Origin of the sequence: Ralstonia sp. SET104 (assembly GCF_003851545.1) — a bacterium.
Lineage (GTDB): Bacteria > Pseudomonadota > Gammaproteobacteria > Burkholderiales > Burkholderiaceae > Ralstonia.
Map to the genome: position 1 here is coordinate 18,202 of NZ_BHVX01000006.1, position 15,250 is coordinate 33,451.

Annotated in this window: 16 protein-coding genes; 6 read left to right on the top strand and 10 right to left on the bottom strand. The window is 65.0% G+C overall.

The genetic code is table 11. The annotated features are described in order from the left end of the window. Window position 1 precedes the first annotated feature (1 nt). The 5 genes from nirD to PSUB009319_RS09420 all read left to right on the top strand — a co-directional run bounded on the left by nirD (window position 2) and on the right by PSUB009319_RS09420 (window position 6,462). The gene (nirD, locus tag PSUB009319_RS09400) at window positions 2-340 is read left to right on the top strand and encodes a nitrite reductase small subunit NirD (RefSeq protein ID WP_124381967.1); all 339 of its coding nucleotides are present in this window, start codon (window positions 2-4) and stop codon (window positions 338-340) included. Further along, window positions 337-1,578 (top strand): NAD(P)/FAD-dependent oxidoreductase, encoded by a 1,242-nt coding sequence (locus PSUB009319_RS09405; RefSeq protein WP_124381968.1) that lies wholly within the window; start codon window positions 337-339, stop codon window positions 1,576-1,578. Before nirD ends, PSUB009319_RS09405 begins: the two co-directional genes overlap by 4 nt. Window positions 1,579-1,610: 32 nt before the next feature. Further along, window positions 1,611-4,373 carry a nitrate reductase gene (locus PSUB009319_RS09410; RefSeq protein ID WP_124381969.1) on the top strand — a complete coding sequence of 921 codons (2,763 nt, stop codon included), beginning with the start codon at window positions 1,611-1,613 and terminating at the stop codon, window positions 4,371-4,373. 110 nt (window positions 4,374-4,483) lie between these two features. Next, window positions 4,484-5,098: a DUF2239 family protein gene (locus PSUB009319_RS09415; protein ID WP_124381970.1), complete on the top strand. Its 615-nt coding sequence runs from the start codon at window positions 4,484-4,486 to the stop codon at window positions 5,096-5,098. Then, window positions 5,095-6,462 (top strand): MATE family efflux transporter, encoded by a 1,368-nt coding sequence (locus PSUB009319_RS09420; protein ID WP_124381971.1) that lies wholly within the window; start codon window positions 5,095-5,097, stop codon window positions 6,460-6,462. Before PSUB009319_RS09415 ends, PSUB009319_RS09420 begins: the two co-directional genes overlap by 4 nt. A 54-nt stretch (window positions 6,463-6,516) precedes the next feature. Here the strand turns inward: PSUB009319_RS09420 and PSUB009319_RS09425 are convergent, their stop codons facing one another. The 8 genes from PSUB009319_RS09425 to PSUB009319_RS09460 form a co-directional block, all read right to left on the bottom strand. Continuing rightward, entirely contained in the window at window positions 6,517-6,747 is a 231-nt protein-coding gene (locus PSUB009319_RS09425; protein ID WP_124381972.1) for a hypothetical protein, read from the bottom strand. A gap of 49 nt (window positions 6,748-6,796) precedes the next feature. Further along, the gene (locus tag PSUB009319_RS09430; protein WP_260392924.1) at window positions 6,797-7,123 is read right to left on the bottom strand and encodes a Rieske 2Fe-2S domain-containing protein; all 327 of its coding nucleotides are present in this window, start codon (window positions 7,121-7,123) and stop codon (window positions 6,797-6,799) included. Window positions 7,124-7,219: 96 nt separating this feature from the next. Then, on the bottom strand, window positions 7,220-7,795 hold the full coding sequence (locus PSUB009319_RS09435) for an alpha/beta hydrolase (protein WP_124381973.1): 576 nt from the start codon (window positions 7,793-7,795) through the stop codon (window positions 7,220-7,222). 92 nt (window positions 7,796-7,887) lie between these two features. Continuing rightward, on the bottom strand, window positions 7,888-9,021 hold the full coding sequence (locus PSUB009319_RS09440) for a porin (protein ID WP_124381974.1): 1,134 nt from the start codon (window positions 9,019-9,021) through the stop codon (window positions 7,888-7,890). Window positions 9,022-9,078: 57 nt separating this feature from the next. Next, window positions 9,079-9,927 carry a TauD/TfdA family dioxygenase gene (locus tag PSUB009319_RS09445; protein WP_124381975.1) on the bottom strand — a complete coding sequence of 283 codons (849 nt, stop codon included), beginning with the start codon at window positions 9,925-9,927 and terminating at the stop codon, window positions 9,079-9,081. Between the two features lie 10 nt (window positions 9,928-9,937). Then, a complete protein-coding gene (locus tag PSUB009319_RS09450; RefSeq protein ID WP_124381976.1) occupies window positions 9,938-10,918 on the bottom strand; it encodes a quinone oxidoreductase in 981 nt (326 codons plus the stop codon). A gap of 135 nt (window positions 10,919-11,053) precedes the next feature. Further along, a complete protein-coding gene (locus PSUB009319_RS09455) occupies window positions 11,054-12,394 on the bottom strand; it encodes an MFS transporter (protein ID WP_124381977.1) in 1,341 nt (446 codons plus the stop codon). A 71-nt stretch (window positions 12,395-12,465) separates the two neighbouring features. Next, window positions 12,466-13,521 carry a 3-keto-5-aminohexanoate cleavage protein gene (locus tag PSUB009319_RS09460; protein ID WP_124381978.1) on the bottom strand — a complete coding sequence of 352 codons (1,056 nt, stop codon included), beginning with the start codon at window positions 13,519-13,521 and terminating at the stop codon, window positions 12,466-12,468. Between the two features lie 153 nt (window positions 13,522-13,674). Between PSUB009319_RS09460 and PSUB009319_RS09465 the strand changes: the two genes are divergently transcribed. Then, entirely contained in the window at window positions 13,675-14,730 is a 1,056-nt protein-coding gene (locus tag PSUB009319_RS09465) for an AraC family transcriptional regulator (protein WP_124382176.1), read from the top strand. On the opposite strand, the gene PSUB009319_RS23210 is transcribed toward PSUB009319_RS09465, so the two are convergent. Next, the gene (locus tag PSUB009319_RS23210; protein WP_260392925.1) at window positions 14,685-14,951 is read right to left on the bottom strand and encodes a hypothetical protein; all 267 of its coding nucleotides are present in this window, start codon (window positions 14,949-14,951) and stop codon (window positions 14,685-14,687) included. The two genes, PSUB009319_RS09465 and PSUB009319_RS23210, sit on opposite strands and share 46 nt — an antisense overlap. A gap of 60 nt (window positions 14,952-15,011) precedes the next feature. Beyond that, window positions 15,012-15,242 carry a hypothetical protein gene (locus PSUB009319_RS23215; protein ID WP_260392926.1) on the bottom strand — a complete coding sequence of 77 codons (231 nt, stop codon included), beginning with the start codon at window positions 15,240-15,242 and terminating at the stop codon, window positions 15,012-15,014. Between the last annotated feature and the right edge of the window lie 8 nt (window positions 15,243-15,250).

Below are 15,250 nucleotides of genomic sequence, written 5' to 3' on the forward strand. Positions count from 1 at the left end.
CATGCAAGCCAATCACTGGACCCCCATCTGTGCCCTGGACGACATCGTGCCCAACACCGGCGTGTGCGCGCTGGTGGGCGATGATCAGGTGGCCGTGTTTCGCGTCGCGGGCAGCGCGCCGCAACGCGTGTATGCCATTGGCAACTACGATCCGAACTCCGATGCGGCCGTACTGTCGCGCGGGCTCGTTGGCAATCTGGGCGAGCGCATCGTTGTGGCTTCGCCAATCTACAAGCAGCACTTTGATCTGGCGACAGGGGAGTGCCTGGAAGCGCCTGCGAACTCGGTGCACGCTTACGCTACGAAGCTGGAAGACGGCAAGGTGTGGGTGTCTGTATGAGTCCCAAGTCCGCGCGCCCCAAGCTCGTCGTCATCGGCAACGGCATGGCCGGCATGCGCACGGTCGAAGAGCTGTTCAAGCTGGCGCCGGACCTGTACGACATCACCGTGTTTGGCGAAGAACCGCATGGCAACTACAACCGCATCTTGCTCTCGCCGGTGCTGGCGGGTGAGAAGCAGGTTGACGACATCATGCTCAACACGCGCGAGTGGTACGACCAGAACCACATCACGCTGCATGCGGGCGACCCGGTGGTGGCCATCGACCGCCCGCGCCGCGTGCTGCGCTCGCGCGATGGCGTGGAGATGCGCTATGACCGCCTGCTGATCGCCACCGGCTCGCGGCCCTTCATCCTGCCAGTGCCTGGGCACCTGCTGCCGGGCGTGATCGCCTTTCGCGACATTCAGGATGTGGAGACGATGCTGGAAGCGGCGCGCAACCACCGGCACGCCGTCGTCATCGGCGGTGGCCTGCTCGGCCTGGAGGCCGCCAATGGCCTGATGCGCCAGGGCATGGACGTGACAGTGGTGCACCTGCCGGACAGCCTGATGGAGCGCCAGCTCGACAAGCCCGCCGCCAAGCTGCTGCAGAAGGCGCTGGAGGCCAAGGGGCTGCGCTTTCTGCTCGGCGCGCATACGGCGGAATTGTTGGGCGCCGACCGCGCGGATCGTGTGCAGGCCGTGCGCTTTAAAGATGGCACGGAGATTCCCGCCGACCTTGTTGTCATGACGGCTGGCGTGCGCCCAAACATTGAGCTTGCCAAAGCGGCCGGCCTGCGTTGCGAACGCGCCATCATCGTGGATGACACGCTGCAGACCTACGACCCGCGCATCTACGCCGTGGGCGAGTGCGTGCAGCATCGCAGTGCTACGTTCGGCCTGGTCGCGCCTATCTGGGACCAGGCGCGAGTGTGTGCCGCGCATCTGGCCGGTGCCGGGCACCGCCGCTATATCCAGCAAGCCACGGCAACCAAGCTGAAGGTCACTGGCGTCGATCTGTATTCCGCCGGCGACTTCATCGGCGGCGACGGCACGGAAGACATCGTGCTGCGCGATCCGCGCCGTGGCGTCTACAAGCGCCTCGTGCTGAAGGAAGACCGCATCGTCGGCGCGGTGTTGTATGGCGACGTGGCCGATGGCCCGTGGTACTTCGACATGATCCAGCGCCAGACACCCATCACACCGATTCGCCAGCGCCTGTTGTTTGGCCGTGCGCTGTGCGAGGTGGAAGCCGCCTGATCTCTGTCCAGCCTGAAACCCAAGGCCATCTCATGACGATGACGACCATCCCCATCCACCCGGCCGATACAACGGCTCGCCCGGTGCGCACCACCTGCCCGTACTGTGGCGTGGGCTGCGGCGTGCTGGCGAGCCGCCAAGCGGATGGCAGCGTCGGCATCGCGGGCGATCCGGCACACCCGTCCAACGCAGGGCGCCTGTGCGTGAAGGGCTCTGCGTTGGGTGAGACGATCAGCCTGGATGGCCGCTTGCTTTACCCCGCCATGCGGGAGCGCTCGCATGACCTGGAAGCCACGCGGTTGGCAACACCTGCACCGCTGCAACGTGTGTCGTGGGATACCGCGCTCGACACCGTAGCGCAAGGCTTTCGCCGCATCGTGGATGAGCACGGCCCCGATTCCGTTGCGCTGTATGTCTCCGGCCAGTTGCTGACCGAGGATTACTACGTCGCCAACAAGCTGATGAAGGGCTTTATCGGCTCGGCCAACATCGATACCAACTCGCGGCTGTGCATGTCGTCAGCGGTGGCGGGGCACAAGCGCGCATTTGGCGAAGACCTCGTGCCCGTTTGCTACGACGATCTGGAAGCGGCGGACCTCATCGTGCTGGTCGGCTCCAACACCGCGTGGTGCCACCCGATCCTGTTCCAGCGCATCGTGCGCGCCAAAGAGGCGCGGCCCGAGATGAAGGTGGTCGTGGTTGACCCACGCCACACAGCCACGTGCGAACTGGCCGATCTGCACCTGCCTATCAAACCTGGCACGGATGTGTGGCTGTTCAACGGCTTGCTGTCGTTTCTATCGCGGCGTGGCGTGGTAGACCGCAATTTCATCACCCTGCACACCAACGGCCCGGACGCTGCGCTGGAAGCCGCCGGCACCCAGAGCGATGACGTTGAAACCGTCGCCCGCGCCTGCAAGCTCAAGCTCGACGATCTGCTCACGTTCTACAACTGGTTTGCCGATACCGAGCGCACCATCACCGCGTTTTCGATGGGCGTCAACCAATCGACGGCGGGCACGGACAAGGTCAACAGCATCATCAACTGCCACCTGCTCACGGGCCGTATCGGGCGTGCGGGCATGGGGCCGTTTTCGATCACCGGGCAGCCAAATGCGATGGGCGGACGTGAGGTCGGCGGCCTCGCCAACATGTTGGCGGCGCACCTGGAGCTGAACGAGCCAGCACATCGTGACCTTGTGCAGACGTTCTGGAACGCGCCTCGCATGGCTGACAAAGTGGGCCTCAAGGCGGTGGACCTGTTCAACGCGATCGAAGAAGGGCGCGTGAAGGCGGTGTGGATCATGGGCACCAACCCCGTGGTCAGCCTGCCCGATGCAGACCAGGCACGCCGCGCGTTGACCAAGTGCGAACTGGTTGTCGCCTCCGACATTGTGGAAGCCACCGACACCAACGTATTTGCCGACATCGTGTTGCCCGCACTCGGCTGGGGCGAGAAAGATGGCACGGTGACGAACTCCGAGCGCCGCATCTCGCGCCAGCGTGCCTTTCTGCCCGCACCCGGCGAAGCGCGCGCCGATTGGCACATCATTGCTGACGTCGCCCGCCGCATGGGGTACGACGGGTTCGACTTCAAGAGCCCGCGCGATGTGTTTGACGAGCACGCGCGCCTGTCTGCCCATGCCAACGATGCCAGCGGCATTCGCCGCGCGTTCCATCTTGGCGGCCTGACGGGGCTCGATGCCGACGCGTACAACGGCATGGCACCTGTGCAATGGCCTATTGCAGCGTCGGGCGGCGGCGAAGCGCGCCTCTTCAGCGATGGCCGCTTCGCCCACGCCGATGGCCGCGCGCGTTTCGTGCCAACGCAGGCCCGTGCGCCCGCGCATGCAGCGGATGGCGAATACCCGCTCATCCTCAACACGGGCCGCGTGCGTGACCAATGGCACACCATGACGCGCACAGGCCGCGCGCCTAAGCTGGCTGACCATGTGCCCGAGCCGTTTGTCGACCTGCACCCGCACGATGCGCTGCTGGCAGGCGTGCGCGAAGGCAACCTGGCACGCGTGTCGTCACGCTGGGGCAGTATGGTGGCGCGTGTGCGCATGACTGGCGGTATCGCGCGCGGCAGCGTGTTCGTGCCGATCCACTGGAACGGCCAGTTCGCGTCTGATGCGCGCGTGGGGGCGGTGGTCAATCCGGTGGTCGACCCGGTTTCCGGCGAGCCCGAGTTCAAGCACACGCCGGTGATGGTCGAGCCGTTTGATGTGGCGTGGCACGGCTTTGTGCTCACGCGCCACACACTCAACACGGAAGACGCAACGTGGTGGACGCGCATTCAGGGCAAGCAGTTCGTGCGCTATGAATTGGCTGGACGCCAGCATTTGGGCTCCGTACACGATTGGGCGCGCACGTTGCTCGGCGTGAGCGATCCGCATGCTGATTGGCTCGAATACGAAGACACCACTGCGCGTGTCTACCGCGCCGTGCACGTGGTGGACGACCGCATCGAAGCCTGCGTGTTTCTCTCGCCGCGCCCAGACCTGCCATCGCGCAACTGGCTGGCGGGCCTGTTCGCACAAGAACGCCTGGAAGACCTCGATCGTGCGGGCGTGCTGCTCGGGCAGCCCATTGAGGCCGGCGTCGACGTGGGGCCGACCGTGTGCTCGTGCTTTGGCGTGGGCCGCAACACCATCTGCGATGCGATCCGCGCCAAGGGCCTGCAATCGACCGGCGAGATCACGGCCTGCCTGAAGGCGGGCGGCAATTGCGGCTCGTGCGTGCCGGAACTCAAACGGCTACTGGTGGAGGTGCGTGTGCAGCAGGCCGCATGACGTGTGCGCCATGTTACGCATAACACTGCTTTTATGCCCGGGTAATATTGACATCAAATTAAGCCCGGGTAAAATGCGTTCCTGTTGAAACTTCAGCAGGAGCGCTTCTCATGGAAGCCGCAGCAATCCACACGTGCACGGCCTTTGCCGGCAATCAACGCCTGGCTGGCGGGCTCGTTCACGACGTCGCCCGGGCCCTCAAGCTCCATCTCGACTCGCACCCCGAATCGCAGGTGCTCGTGTTCGACAACACCAGCGCGCAGCCTGTGGAATTCGACTTGCGCGGCACGGTTGAAGACGTGCTCGCGCGCCTGGACCAAGCCGCCCCATCTGCCACTGAGCCCGCTGAATCCGAAAGCCGCCCGCGCGGCCCTGGCCGCCCCAAGCTGGGCGTGATTGCCCGCGAGGTGACCTTGCTGCCGCGCCATTGGGATTGGTTGGCCGCGCAGCCAGGCGGGGCGTCGGTCACGCTGCGCAAGCTGGTAGAAGATGCGCGCCGCGCTGCTGAAGGCGATGACCGCCGCCGCATTGCGCAAGAGGCGGCGTACCGCTTCATGTCGGCCATGGCCGGTAACGCCGCGGGTTTTGAAGATGCCACCCGTGCATTGTTTGCCGCAGACGCCGTCGCATTCGAATCCCTTACCCAATCCTGGCCGGCCGACGTGCGTGACTTTGCCCGCGAACTGGCGAGCCGGGCATTCCATCCTCAACAGGAGGCGGCATGACAGCGCCTGCTGCTCGCCCGTTGTGGCGAACATTCATTGCATTCCTCGGCCCGCTGATTCTGGCCAACATCCTGCAATCGTTGTCGGGCACGCTCAACAACGTCTATGTCGGACACATGTTGGGCGTGAAGGCGCTCGGCGCGGTGTCGGCGTTCTTCCCGATCCTGTTTTTCTTCATCGCCTTCATCATCGGGCTGGGGTCGGGGGCGGCGGTGTTGATCGGGCAAGCCTGGGGTGCCAAGAAGCCCGAGGCGGTCAAGACCGTTGCGGGGACCACGCTATCGGTAGGCTTTATCGCAGGGCTGGCGGTGGCGCTGCTGGGCGGCCCGTTCGCGCACGCGCTGCTGGGTTGGCTGGGCACACCCGCCGACATCCTGCAAGACGCCACGCTCTACGCCAGCGTCATGCTCTATGCCATGCCGGGGCTGTTCGTCTACCTGCTTGCCACGGCGATGATGCGCGGCGTGGGTGACACACGTACGCCGCTGCGCACCCTTGCGCTGTCGACATCGATCGGGCTGGTGCTGACGCCAACCTTGATTCGCGGCTGGTTCGGCTTGCCGCAACTGGGTGTGGCAAGCGGCGCCGTGGCCACCATCATCTCGTTCACGGTTGCGCTGGCGTGGCTCGCCTTCTTCCTGCGCCGCCGCAATCATCCGCTCGCGCCTGATGCCGTTTTGGCGCGGCACCTGTGGGTCGATTTTGGGGTGCTCAAAACCGTGCTGAAGATCGGCGTGCCGACGGGCGTGCAGCTTGTAGTGATCTCGATTGCCGAACTGGCGCTGCTGTCATTCGTCAACGGTTTCGGCTCCGACGCAACGGCCGCTTACGGCGCCGGCACGCAGATCATCAGCTACGTGCAGTTTCCCGCCATGTCGATTGCGATTACGGCGTCCATCCTTGGTGCGCAAGCCATTGGCTCGGGCAATACGGAGCGGCTCGACGCCATCACTCGTACCGGGCTGTGGCTCAACGTGGCGATTACCGGCGTGCTGGTGATGATGGCGCTGCTGTTTTCGCGCGCCGTCATCGGCTGGTTCACCACGAACACCGAAGTGATGCGCCTTGCCCAGAGCCTGCTGCATATCTCGCTGTGGAGCTCGGTCATCTTTGGCATGGCGAGCGTGTTCTCGGGCGTGATGCGCGCCAGCGGTACGGTGATGGCGCCCACGGCCATTTCCATCCTCGCCATCGCGGCGGTGGAAGTGCCGGTGGCGTGGATGCTGAGCCGACACATCGGCACCGACGGCATCTGGGCCGCATACCCCGCCGCGTTCATCGCCATGTTCGTGATGCAGGGGCTGTATTACGGGCTGGTATGGCGGCGTCGCGCGCAGCGGTTCGGCATCCGCCGCATGGTTTGACGGCATCGCCGCCGGCAGCCACAGGTGCGGCCGGCGGTGGAGCGCGTGCGGGACTTACGCCGCGTTCTCGCGCAAGGCCTTCTTGTTGATCTTGCCGACGCCCGTCTTTGGGATTTCCGCCACGAAGGCGATGCGTTCGCGAAACGTGCGATAGCTGTAGCGCAGTGCGCCGCGATAGGTGATTTCCGGCTTACGGTAGAGGCATTGCGCGTTGGTCAGCCAGTGCTTGACGAGCAGCGCATACGTGTACGCAGTAGATGTCGGGGTGATGAGGTTTGCATGCATGCATGGTCTGGAAGCCCTTGTTCGGTATGCAGGTTCGTATGGGGGAGATTCAGGCTGCGTCTTCCAGCTGGATGACGACGTGGCCATCGGTCTCCTGAACCGCGTAGGTCTTCAGGCGCAGGCCGCCGGGGCCGGGCATGCAACCGGTGGCGAGATCGAAGCGCAGGCCGTGCGCCGGACACTGCAATACGCTGCCGTCCAGGCGTGCGCCCGCCAGCGAGGCGCCGTTATGCGGGCAGCTGTTGTCGATGGCATGAAGCCGGCCTTCGACGTTGAACAGGACGATGCTGCGGCCGTTGACGAAGACAAGCTTTCGTTCTCCGGCGCCCAATTCGCCGGCCGACGCCACGGTGACATTGCAAGCCTTGGTGTTCACTGCGCTTGCTCGTGCGGTTGCATCGGCGATAGCGACAGAGCATTCCGCCTGGTGCGCCGACGGTTCGCCCCGGCGGGTCTTGCCTGAGCGGGCGAATCAATCGAGTTCATGGATCAGCGCTTGCGCCATGGGCCACGGGCCAAAGCCGGCGGCGGGGTTCAAATGGCCGACATCTCCCAGATCGACCAGACTGCTGCCCCAGTCGGCGGCCATGCCGGCCACGCGCTCGAACGATGCCAGCGGATCGTTCCGGCTGGCGGCGACGATGCTTGGAAACGGCAGCGGACGCCGGGGGCAGGGCAGCCAGCCATTTTTTTGCAGCACGTCCTGCGTGGGGTAGCTCGATGGCAACGGCGTGTCGAGATCGGCCGGGGTGGCCAACAGGGCACCGTGGATCTTGCGCGCATGCCGCTTGACCCAATGCACGGTGATCATCACGCCTGCGCTATGCGCCACCAGGATCACCGGCCCTTCGATGGCGCTGACTGCCCTGTCCAACGCCGCGACCCGTGCCGCGCAACTCAGCCTGTCGACCTCCAGCGGCGGGACCGACGCAGCCTTGTGGCCTGCCGCCCGGAGTTTGGCTTCGAGCAATGTTTGCCAGTGTTCGGCCACGTGGTCGCGCAGGCCGGGCACCATGAGGATGGTGGAAGAGGTTTTGGATAACGTCATGATGGAACGCCACGAAGAAAAAACGAGGAGGTCGCCCTCCTCGAATGCCGACCGGGGAGACGGCGGGGCCAGCCTCCCGTGGTGTAGGCCGCTCAGAACTTGTGGCGGATGCCGACGGCCGCGCCCAGCATGCTGGTCTTGCCCGTAGCCAGGCCATAACCGGTGGCGTTGAGGTCCACCGTGGCCTGGTCCAGCGCCAGGCCTGCGTTGCGCGCATAGGCCGTGGTCAGGTACAGATCGGTGCGCTTGGAAAGCGTGTAGTCGGCAATGAACGCAACCTGCCACGGGTTGGCCTGCGTGGACGACGCGCTGTTGATGGTCTTGATCTTCTGATACGAGTATTCAAGCGAGAGCATCAGCGCGTTCGTCGCCTGATAGTTGGCACCGGCCCAGAAGTAGTCGTCGCGCAGCGCCACGCTGCCGCTAGCGTTCTTGTTCTGACCCCAGCGGTAGCCGCCCATGATCTTGAGCACATCGCCAAAGAGGTAGCTGCCCGCCAGCGCAGCCTTGCGTACCGTGCCGGAGCTGAACGCGCCGCCGCCCAGCGGGGTGCTGGGGTTGTACTGGTCATACGCGAGCGTGGCACCCAGCGGGCCCGCCGAATACGCCACCCCCGCGCCGTAGCCGCTGTCGCGCCGGCCTTGGCCCGGCACCTCGCCGTTGCCGCCGCCGTTCGGGTTCGCGCTTGGGGCGCCGCTGCCGAACGACCAATGAGCCTGCGTAGTCACCGGGCCGAAGGTGCCCGTGTACATGGCGGTGTTGTCGGACCGGAAATTGACGCCAGTCTGCACGGCGGCCGGTTCGTACTGCGTGGAATACGCCATCGGCTCGAAGTTGGCCAGCAACTGGAAGAGCGTCGTGTACTGGCGGCCGAAGGTGAGTTGCCCCATCGTGCTGTTCTTGAGCCCGACATAGGCCTGGCGCCCGAACAACCGGCCGCCCTGCTGCGATTGGCCCGTGTCGCTTGCAAAGCCGCTTTCCAGCACGAACAGCGCGCTCAAGCCGCCGCCCAGGTCTTCCACGCCGCGCAGGCCCCAGCGCGAGCCCGACAGGCCGCCGCTTTGCATCGACACGCGGTTGCCGGAGCTGCCCGGCGTGGCGCCCGCCAGGTTGGTCGCGTATTCGATGTTGGTATCCACCACGCCATACAGCGTAACGCCCGATTGTGCGCAGGCCCCGCCGGCGCAGGCCAGCAGTGCAGCGGGGGCGATGTGCTTGGTCTTCATGTTGCAGGGTCTCCTCTTGGTGTTATTGCCGACGGGTCCGATGTGTCCCGACGATCGTTAGAACGGCTTGCCGCCGATGATGCCGGCGCGTTCCATCTTGCGATGGCACGGGGCGTAATCCATGACCGCGTAGTGCTGCGTGGCGGTGTTGTCCCAGATGGCCACGCTGTTCGGTTTCCAGCGCCAGCGCACCTGGTATTCGGGAATGTAGGCCTGGCTGATCAGGTAGCGCAGCAGCTCAGATGCACCTGCCGTGGCGTCCTGCCCGTAGCGCACGCGCCCAGGGGTGTGGTAGTTCGTGAAGTGGGTCGTGAAGCCGTTGACGTAGAGGACCTTCTCGTCGGTTTCAGGGTGCGTGCGCACCACGGGGTGTTCCGGATCGGGGTACTGCGCCTTGAGTGCGAGACGCTTTTCGATCGGCATGACGGCACCAAAGCTGGCCTCGATGCTGTGGCGGGCGCGCAGGTCGGCAATGTCGCGCTTGACGTCTTCCGGCAGCTTCTCGTAGGCCAGCACCATGTTGGCCCACATGGTGTCGCCGCCCACGGGCGGGCATTCCGCGCATCGCAGCACGGCGCCAAACTGCGGCGCTTCCCGCCAGGTGGTATCGGCGTGCCAGCAGTTCTCGTAGCGGTCGTTCGGGTGATCGGGCGTCTTGTAGATGCGCACGAGGCCGGGGTGTTCGGGGTCGCTGCCGGCAACGGGGTGGTCTTCCAGATCGCCAAAGCGGCGGGCGAACGCGACGTGCTGCGCGCGACTTAGCTCCTGATCGCGCAGGAAGATCACGCGGTGCTTGAGCAGCGCGGCGCGGATCTCCGCAAACAGGCCATCGTCATGGACTGCATCGGCCAGCTGAACGCCGATGAGTTCGGCGCCGAGTGCATTGGTCAGTTGTTCGATATGCATGACGGCCCCCTCAGATGACGAAGACGGACGAACCCGTCGTCTTGCGCGATTCCAGATCTCGGTGTGCCTGTACGGCATCTTCCAATGCGTAGCGCTGGTTGATTTCGATCTTGATGCGACCGGCGGCCACGTGATCGAACAGCTCGCCAGCAAGCTCGGCCTTCTCGGCCGGATCGGCGATGTAATCGGCCAGGGCCGGGCGCGTCAGGTAAAGCGATCCCTTCATCGCCAGCAGTTGCGGGTTGAATGGCGGGATCGGGCCCGACGCCGTGCCCACGCACACCATCAGACCGCGTCGCTTGAGCGAATCGAGCGACGCATCGAAGGTGGCCTTGCCCACGCTGTCGAACGCCACGTTCACACCCACACCGTCGGTCAGTTCGCGCACGCGTTTTGCAACATCTTCGTGCGCGTAGTTGATGACGTGGTCGCAGCCGTGTGCGCGTGCGATGTCCGCCTTGGCTTCGCTCGACACCGTGCCGATCACCGACAGCCCGAGCAGCTTGGCCCACTGCGAGACGATGAGCCCCACGCCGCCCGCGGCCGCATGCAGCAGGATCGTATTGCCCTTTGCAAACGGGTAGATGCGGCGCAGCAGGTAGGCCGAAGTCAGGCCGCGCATAGTCATGGCGGCAGCCGTTTCGCAGGCGATGTCGTCTGGGAGCTTGATGAGCGGCGCGGCTGGAATCAGGCGTTCGGTGCTATAGGCGCCGAGCGTGTTGATGAAGCCCGTGTAGGTCACGCGGTCGCCCACGGCCACATTGGCCACGCCATCGCCTACCGCTTCAACGATGCCCGCCGCTTCCACGCCCATGCCGGCGGGGCGGGGTACGGGGTAGAGTCCAGAGCGGAAGTAGGTATCGGCAAAGTTCAGGCCGACGGCTTCGTGGCGCAGGCGCACCTGCCCCGGGCCGGGCTGGCCGACTACGACGGTCTCGCAGCGCAAGACCTCGGGGCCGCCGGTTTCATGAAAGCGGACTGCGGTTGCCATGGATATCTCCTGGATTCTTTTTTCAGATGTTTTGGGATGCACGCCGCCCGCGCGGCTCGCTTGGCGAGACGCGGTCAAGGCGGGAGAGGGGTGAGATACCTTGAGCGGCGGCGCGCGGTTAGTGGAGTCAGGCCGTCATGCGGAAGCCACGGCGGCTGGTGCGGCGGCGCGCGCTGCGTCGATCGACACGTTGGCCACGCGCTTGAGTTCAGCTTCGTAGCTGCGTGCGGCCAGCAGGAAGCAGCCTGCCGCAACCACGCTGAAGATCGGCATCACCGCCAGGGCGGTCTGCAGGCCCCATGCATCGGACATGGCGCCGCCCACAAATGGCCCGATGGCAAGGCCGAACAGGTTCTGGAACAGTGAGAGCACCGCAGCGCCTGTTGAGCGCACGCCGGGATGCACTACGTCGAACACCACGCTTGAAGCCGGGGCCACCGTGCACGTCATCAAGAAGCCGCCGAAGGCGATCAGGAGGAACTGCTGGTTGGCCGGCATGACGCTACCGAAAGCCGTCATGAACACGAGCAGCGTGACCACGGCCAGCACAGCGACCACAACGAGCCGGTTGCGCTGGCGGCGTGTTGCAACGACATCGGCCACCACACCCCACACGAAGGCGCCGAGCGCGCCGCACAGCACCACCAGTGCGGCTTGCATTGCGGCACGGTCCGGCGGCGTCCCGTGATAGCGGTTCAGGTAGCTCGGCAGCCAAGACCAGATGGTCGACACGACGATCAACTGGAAGGCCGCGCCCAGGCAGGTCCACCACAGCGTACGCGAACTGGTAAGCGCGCCCGCCACGCGTTGCAGCAGCGTGCCTGCGGGCTGCCGCAATTGCGTGCTGCCAGGTGCCATCGCCACCGTTTGATAGTCCGGCACGAACATATAGAGCAGCGCCAGCAGCAGACCCGGTACGCCCACCACGCCAAATGCCGCCTGCCAGCCCCAGCGCGCTGCAATCACGCCACCGAGCAACACGCCCAATACCGAGCCGACGGATGCCGCAGCAAAGAAAGCGCCCATCAACGTGGCGCGCAGGCGCTTGGGGAACAGGCTGGCAATGAGCGCCGCGCCCACCGAGCCGTAGCCTGTCTCACCCACCCCCACGATGGCGCGGGCGGTGAAAAGCTGTCCGTAATTGCGCGTGAACATGCAGGAGATCGTTGCCAGGCTCCATACGGTGGCCATCACGACGATGCTCTTGACGCGGCTGAAGCGGTCGGCCATCAGCGCCACCGGCAAGCCGCCCACCGCCACCACGATCGAGATGATCGAGACGAGCGCGCCAAGTTGCTTGTCGGACAGCTCCCAGGCTGTCTTCAGATGCGGAAACAGCGACACGATGACTTGCCGGTCGATGTAATCGAACAGCATCAGCGCAAAGGTCATTGCAAACGCAAACCACGCCTGGGGGCGGCTGACGAGGTAGTCGTCATGGTGGTCTGGGCGCGGGTCGGCGGCATGCAGATTCATGGTTGTCTCCGAGTGGCGGCGCTTGCGTTGAGCGCCGCCTGTGTTGGCCCGGTGATACTGCGGCTTCTAGTTTAGGCCGCGCGCAGCGGCAGGTTTCTCACGTTCGGGGCACGGTTGGGCGACATCCCGTTCTTCGCCAGCGTTTCTTCTACGCTGTCGTATTGCACGCCGATGCGGTAGATGGCGCGTGCTTCCTTGCCGCTGGCGATCTCGCGGCCCAGCTCACGGGCCACGCGCACGCACTGCTCGATCTGCTGTACCGACGTCATGCGGTTGCCGTGCTGGTCAATGATCGTGTCTTCAATGCCGCAGCGCGGATGCAGGCCCATTGCCATGGCCATCATGTTGAAGGGCAGCACGTTTTTGAGCAGCGACTCGGCCGTCAGCGTGCAACCATCCGGCGCGCGGTGGATGAAGTTGAAGAAGTTGAACGGGTTGGGGCCGTCGAAGCCGCCGCCAATGCCGATCCACGTCAGGTTGAGCGGACCCTTATAGACGCCCTTGCGGACCACGCGCTCCAGCGTCTCCAGCGCGTGGATGCCGGTCAACTGGAAGTGCGGTTGCACGCCAGAGGCCTGCAGGCGGCGCAGGTGCTCCTCCAGCCAAGCAGGGCCGGCGGGAACGGTCATTTCCGCGTAGGCCGCGGCCAGCGCAGGATTGGCCAGCGACGTGCCTTCCAGATACGCCGGATACAGCAGCTCCATGATGTTCATCTGCGTGGTGTTGACCGCCACGGTCACCTGATCCGGCGACGGGGTCAGGTCGGCCAGCATGTGGCGCGTGTCGTCCGACAGCCACTTGGCTGCTTGCCCTTCGTCTTCCGGCGCAAATGAAATCGAGCCGCCGACCTGGATGATCATGTCGGGCACCGCCGCACGCACGCCGGCAATCAGCTCGTTGAATTTCGAGAGCCGCTTGGAACCCTTGCCGTCCAGTTCACGCACGTGGAGGTGCAGCACGGTAGCGCCGGCGTTGTAGCAATCGACGGCCTTCTGAACCTGTTCTTCCATCGTGACCGGAATGTCTTCGGGAAAGTCTTCCGGCATCCATTCCGGGCCGTACGGCGCAACGGTAATGACGACTTTGTCCTGGTTTTCCGGGTGCAGCGAATCATCAAGGAATTGCATGTTGGGGGCTCCTGTAGGGGATGTCTCGGCTGGACTTCACTATAGGGAAGCGGTAGCTTTGGATTTCTCAATTGGCGCCAAATTTTTCTCTTCGCGCGCCATTCAGCGTAAACACCAAGACGGTTCGAAGCCCCCTTGAAACCTACGGAAACGATGGTGCGTGCCCGGTCGCTCAACGGCTACTTCCAGGTCGTGCGGCGGCTGGGTTTCAACCCACAGGAAGCGTTGCGGCAGGTGGGGCTGGCCCCGGCCAGACTGGCCGATCCCGAGCAACCCGTGTCAGTCGTGGCGACGTGCCAGTTGATGGAGATCACCGCTGCCAGTGCCCCATGCCCGACGCTCGGCCTGCAGATGGCTGAGGCGCGCCAGGAACTGGATTTCGGTGTGCTCGGGTTATTGCTGGCCCACAAGCGGACGCTTCGTGAGGCGCTGCAGGCCATCATCCAGTACCGCCACCTGCTGAACGAGGCGCTGGCGATCTACTTGGAATCCGACGGCGACATGGTCGTCATCCGCGAAGAGGTCGTCACCGAGACGCCGGTGCCGTTGCGGCAGGCGAACGAGCTGGCCGTCGGCGTGCTGGCCAGGACGTGCAGCGCGCTGCTGGGCACGCACTGGAAGCCCCGCAGCATCCATTTCGCCCATGGCGCGCCCAGTGACGTCAGCCTGCACAGGCGCGTGTTCGGCTGCCCCATCGTGTTCGGCAGCGACTTCAACGGCATCGTCTGCGCGGCGGCCGACCTGGAGACGCCCAACCCTGCCGCCGACCCGGCACTCGTGCGTTATGCGGAAAGCCTTGCCGAACCGCTCAATGCATCGGCGCAGGAGGCGGTGGTGCAGGACGTGCGTCACGCGATCTACCTGCTGCTTCCGCTGGAGCGAGCCTCGGTCGAGCAGGTGGCTGATCATCTCAACCTGAGCGTGCGGACCTTGCAGCGCCAGTTGGAATCGGCCGGCATGACGTTCTCTGACCTGGTGGACGAGGTCCGGCACAACCTTGCCGTCCGCTACATGGCGAACCCCAGCTACCGGATCGGGCGGGTGGCTGCATTGCTCGGCTATTCGCGGCAGGCATCGTTCACGCGCTGGTTCATCGCCCACTTCGGCATGACGCCGCGCGCGTGGCGCGATGTGCAGCGCGGCGATCGCAGTGCCGACGCGGCTCAGGCAGGTTCGAGCCCGGCTGACGCATCGTCCGCGCGGGGCTGACGCACCAGCCGCACGGCGGGCGATTGCAGGATGCACAGCAACTGCAGTGCAAAGCCCACCACCGCCACCAGCAGGCATGCTCCCACACCGGCCCGCGCAGCGAGCCATGCGGCCATCGCTGCGCCGACCGGCCGAGCGCCATACGACATCACATTCACGGCGGATACGCGTGCCAGCAACGCGGGCGGCGTCACCGTCTGCCGCAGCGTGGTGGTGCTCACCACCCAAAGAATCGGCCCACAACCTAGCAGAAAGAGCCCCGCTTGTGCCAGCGCCGGCCATCAATGCGCGCTTGGGCCAACGATCGGAATGACAAACAGCACAAACGGCAGCGTGAGCGCCACTTGCAGCCAGCTCGCCGTGCTGGTGTCGGCATGCAGGGTGAGCACCGCAACCATTGGCATGGCGGCCAGCGCAATCTGCTCGGCTGACTGCGCGGCCAGGTTTGAACCCGCCAGCCGGTTGAAGCCCGGCGTCTGACAATCGGCAGCAGGGTCATGGGGATCGGACATCGTGCACT

What these genes read in the sequence shown, in the direction of transcription:
- PSUB009319_RS09420 (WP_124381971.1), top strand. Translation starts at nt 5,095, where the DNA reads ATGACAGCGCCTGCTGCTCGCCCGTTGTGGCGAACATTCATTGCATTC.
- PSUB009319_RS09460 (WP_124381978.1), bottom strand. Translation starts at nt 13,521, where the DNA reads ATGCAATTCCTTGATGATTCGCTGCACCCGGAAAACCAGGACAAAGTC.
- PSUB009319_RS23215 (WP_260392926.1), bottom strand. Translation starts at nt 15,242, where the DNA reads ATGTCCGATCCCCATGACCCTGCTGCCGATTGTCAGACGCCGGGCTTC.
- nirD (WP_124381967.1), top strand. Translation starts at nt 2, where the DNA reads ATGCAAGCCAATCACTGGACCCCCATCTGTGCCCTGGACGACATCGTG.
- PSUB009319_RS09450 (WP_124381976.1), bottom strand. Translation starts at nt 10,918, where the DNA reads ATGGCAACCGCAGTCCGCTTTCATGAAACCGGCGGCCCCGAGGTCTTG.
- PSUB009319_RS09445 (WP_124381975.1), bottom strand. Translation starts at nt 9,927, where the DNA reads ATGCATATCGAACAACTGACCAATGCACTCGGCGCCGAACTCATCGGC.
- PSUB009319_RS09465 (WP_124382176.1), top strand. Translation starts at nt 13,675, where the DNA reads ATGGTGCGTGCCCGGTCGCTCAACGGCTACTTCCAGGTCGTGCGGCGG.
- PSUB009319_RS09425 (WP_124381972.1), bottom strand. Translation starts at nt 6,747, where the DNA reads ATGCATGCAAACCTCATCACCCCGACATCTACTGCGTACACGTATGCG.
- PSUB009319_RS09435 (WP_124381973.1), bottom strand. Translation starts at nt 7,795, where the DNA reads ATGACGTTATCCAAAACCTCTTCCACCATCCTCATGGTGCCCGGCCTG.
- PSUB009319_RS09410 (WP_124381969.1), top strand. Translation starts at nt 1,611, where the DNA reads ATGACGATGACGACCATCCCCATCCACCCGGCCGATACAACGGCTCGC.
- PSUB009319_RS09415 (WP_124381970.1), top strand. Translation starts at nt 4,484, where the DNA reads ATGGAAGCCGCAGCAATCCACACGTGCACGGCCTTTGCCGGCAATCAA.
- PSUB009319_RS09440 (WP_124381974.1), bottom strand. Translation starts at nt 9,021, where the DNA reads ATGAAGACCAAGCACATCGCCCCCGCTGCACTGCTGGCCTGCGCCGGC.
- PSUB009319_RS09455 (WP_124381977.1), bottom strand. Translation starts at nt 12,394, where the DNA reads ATGAATCTGCATGCCGCCGACCCGCGCCCAGACCACCATGACGACTAC.
- PSUB009319_RS09405 (WP_124381968.1), top strand. Translation starts at nt 337, where the DNA reads ATGAGTCCCAAGTCCGCGCGCCCCAAGCTCGTCGTCATCGGCAACGGC.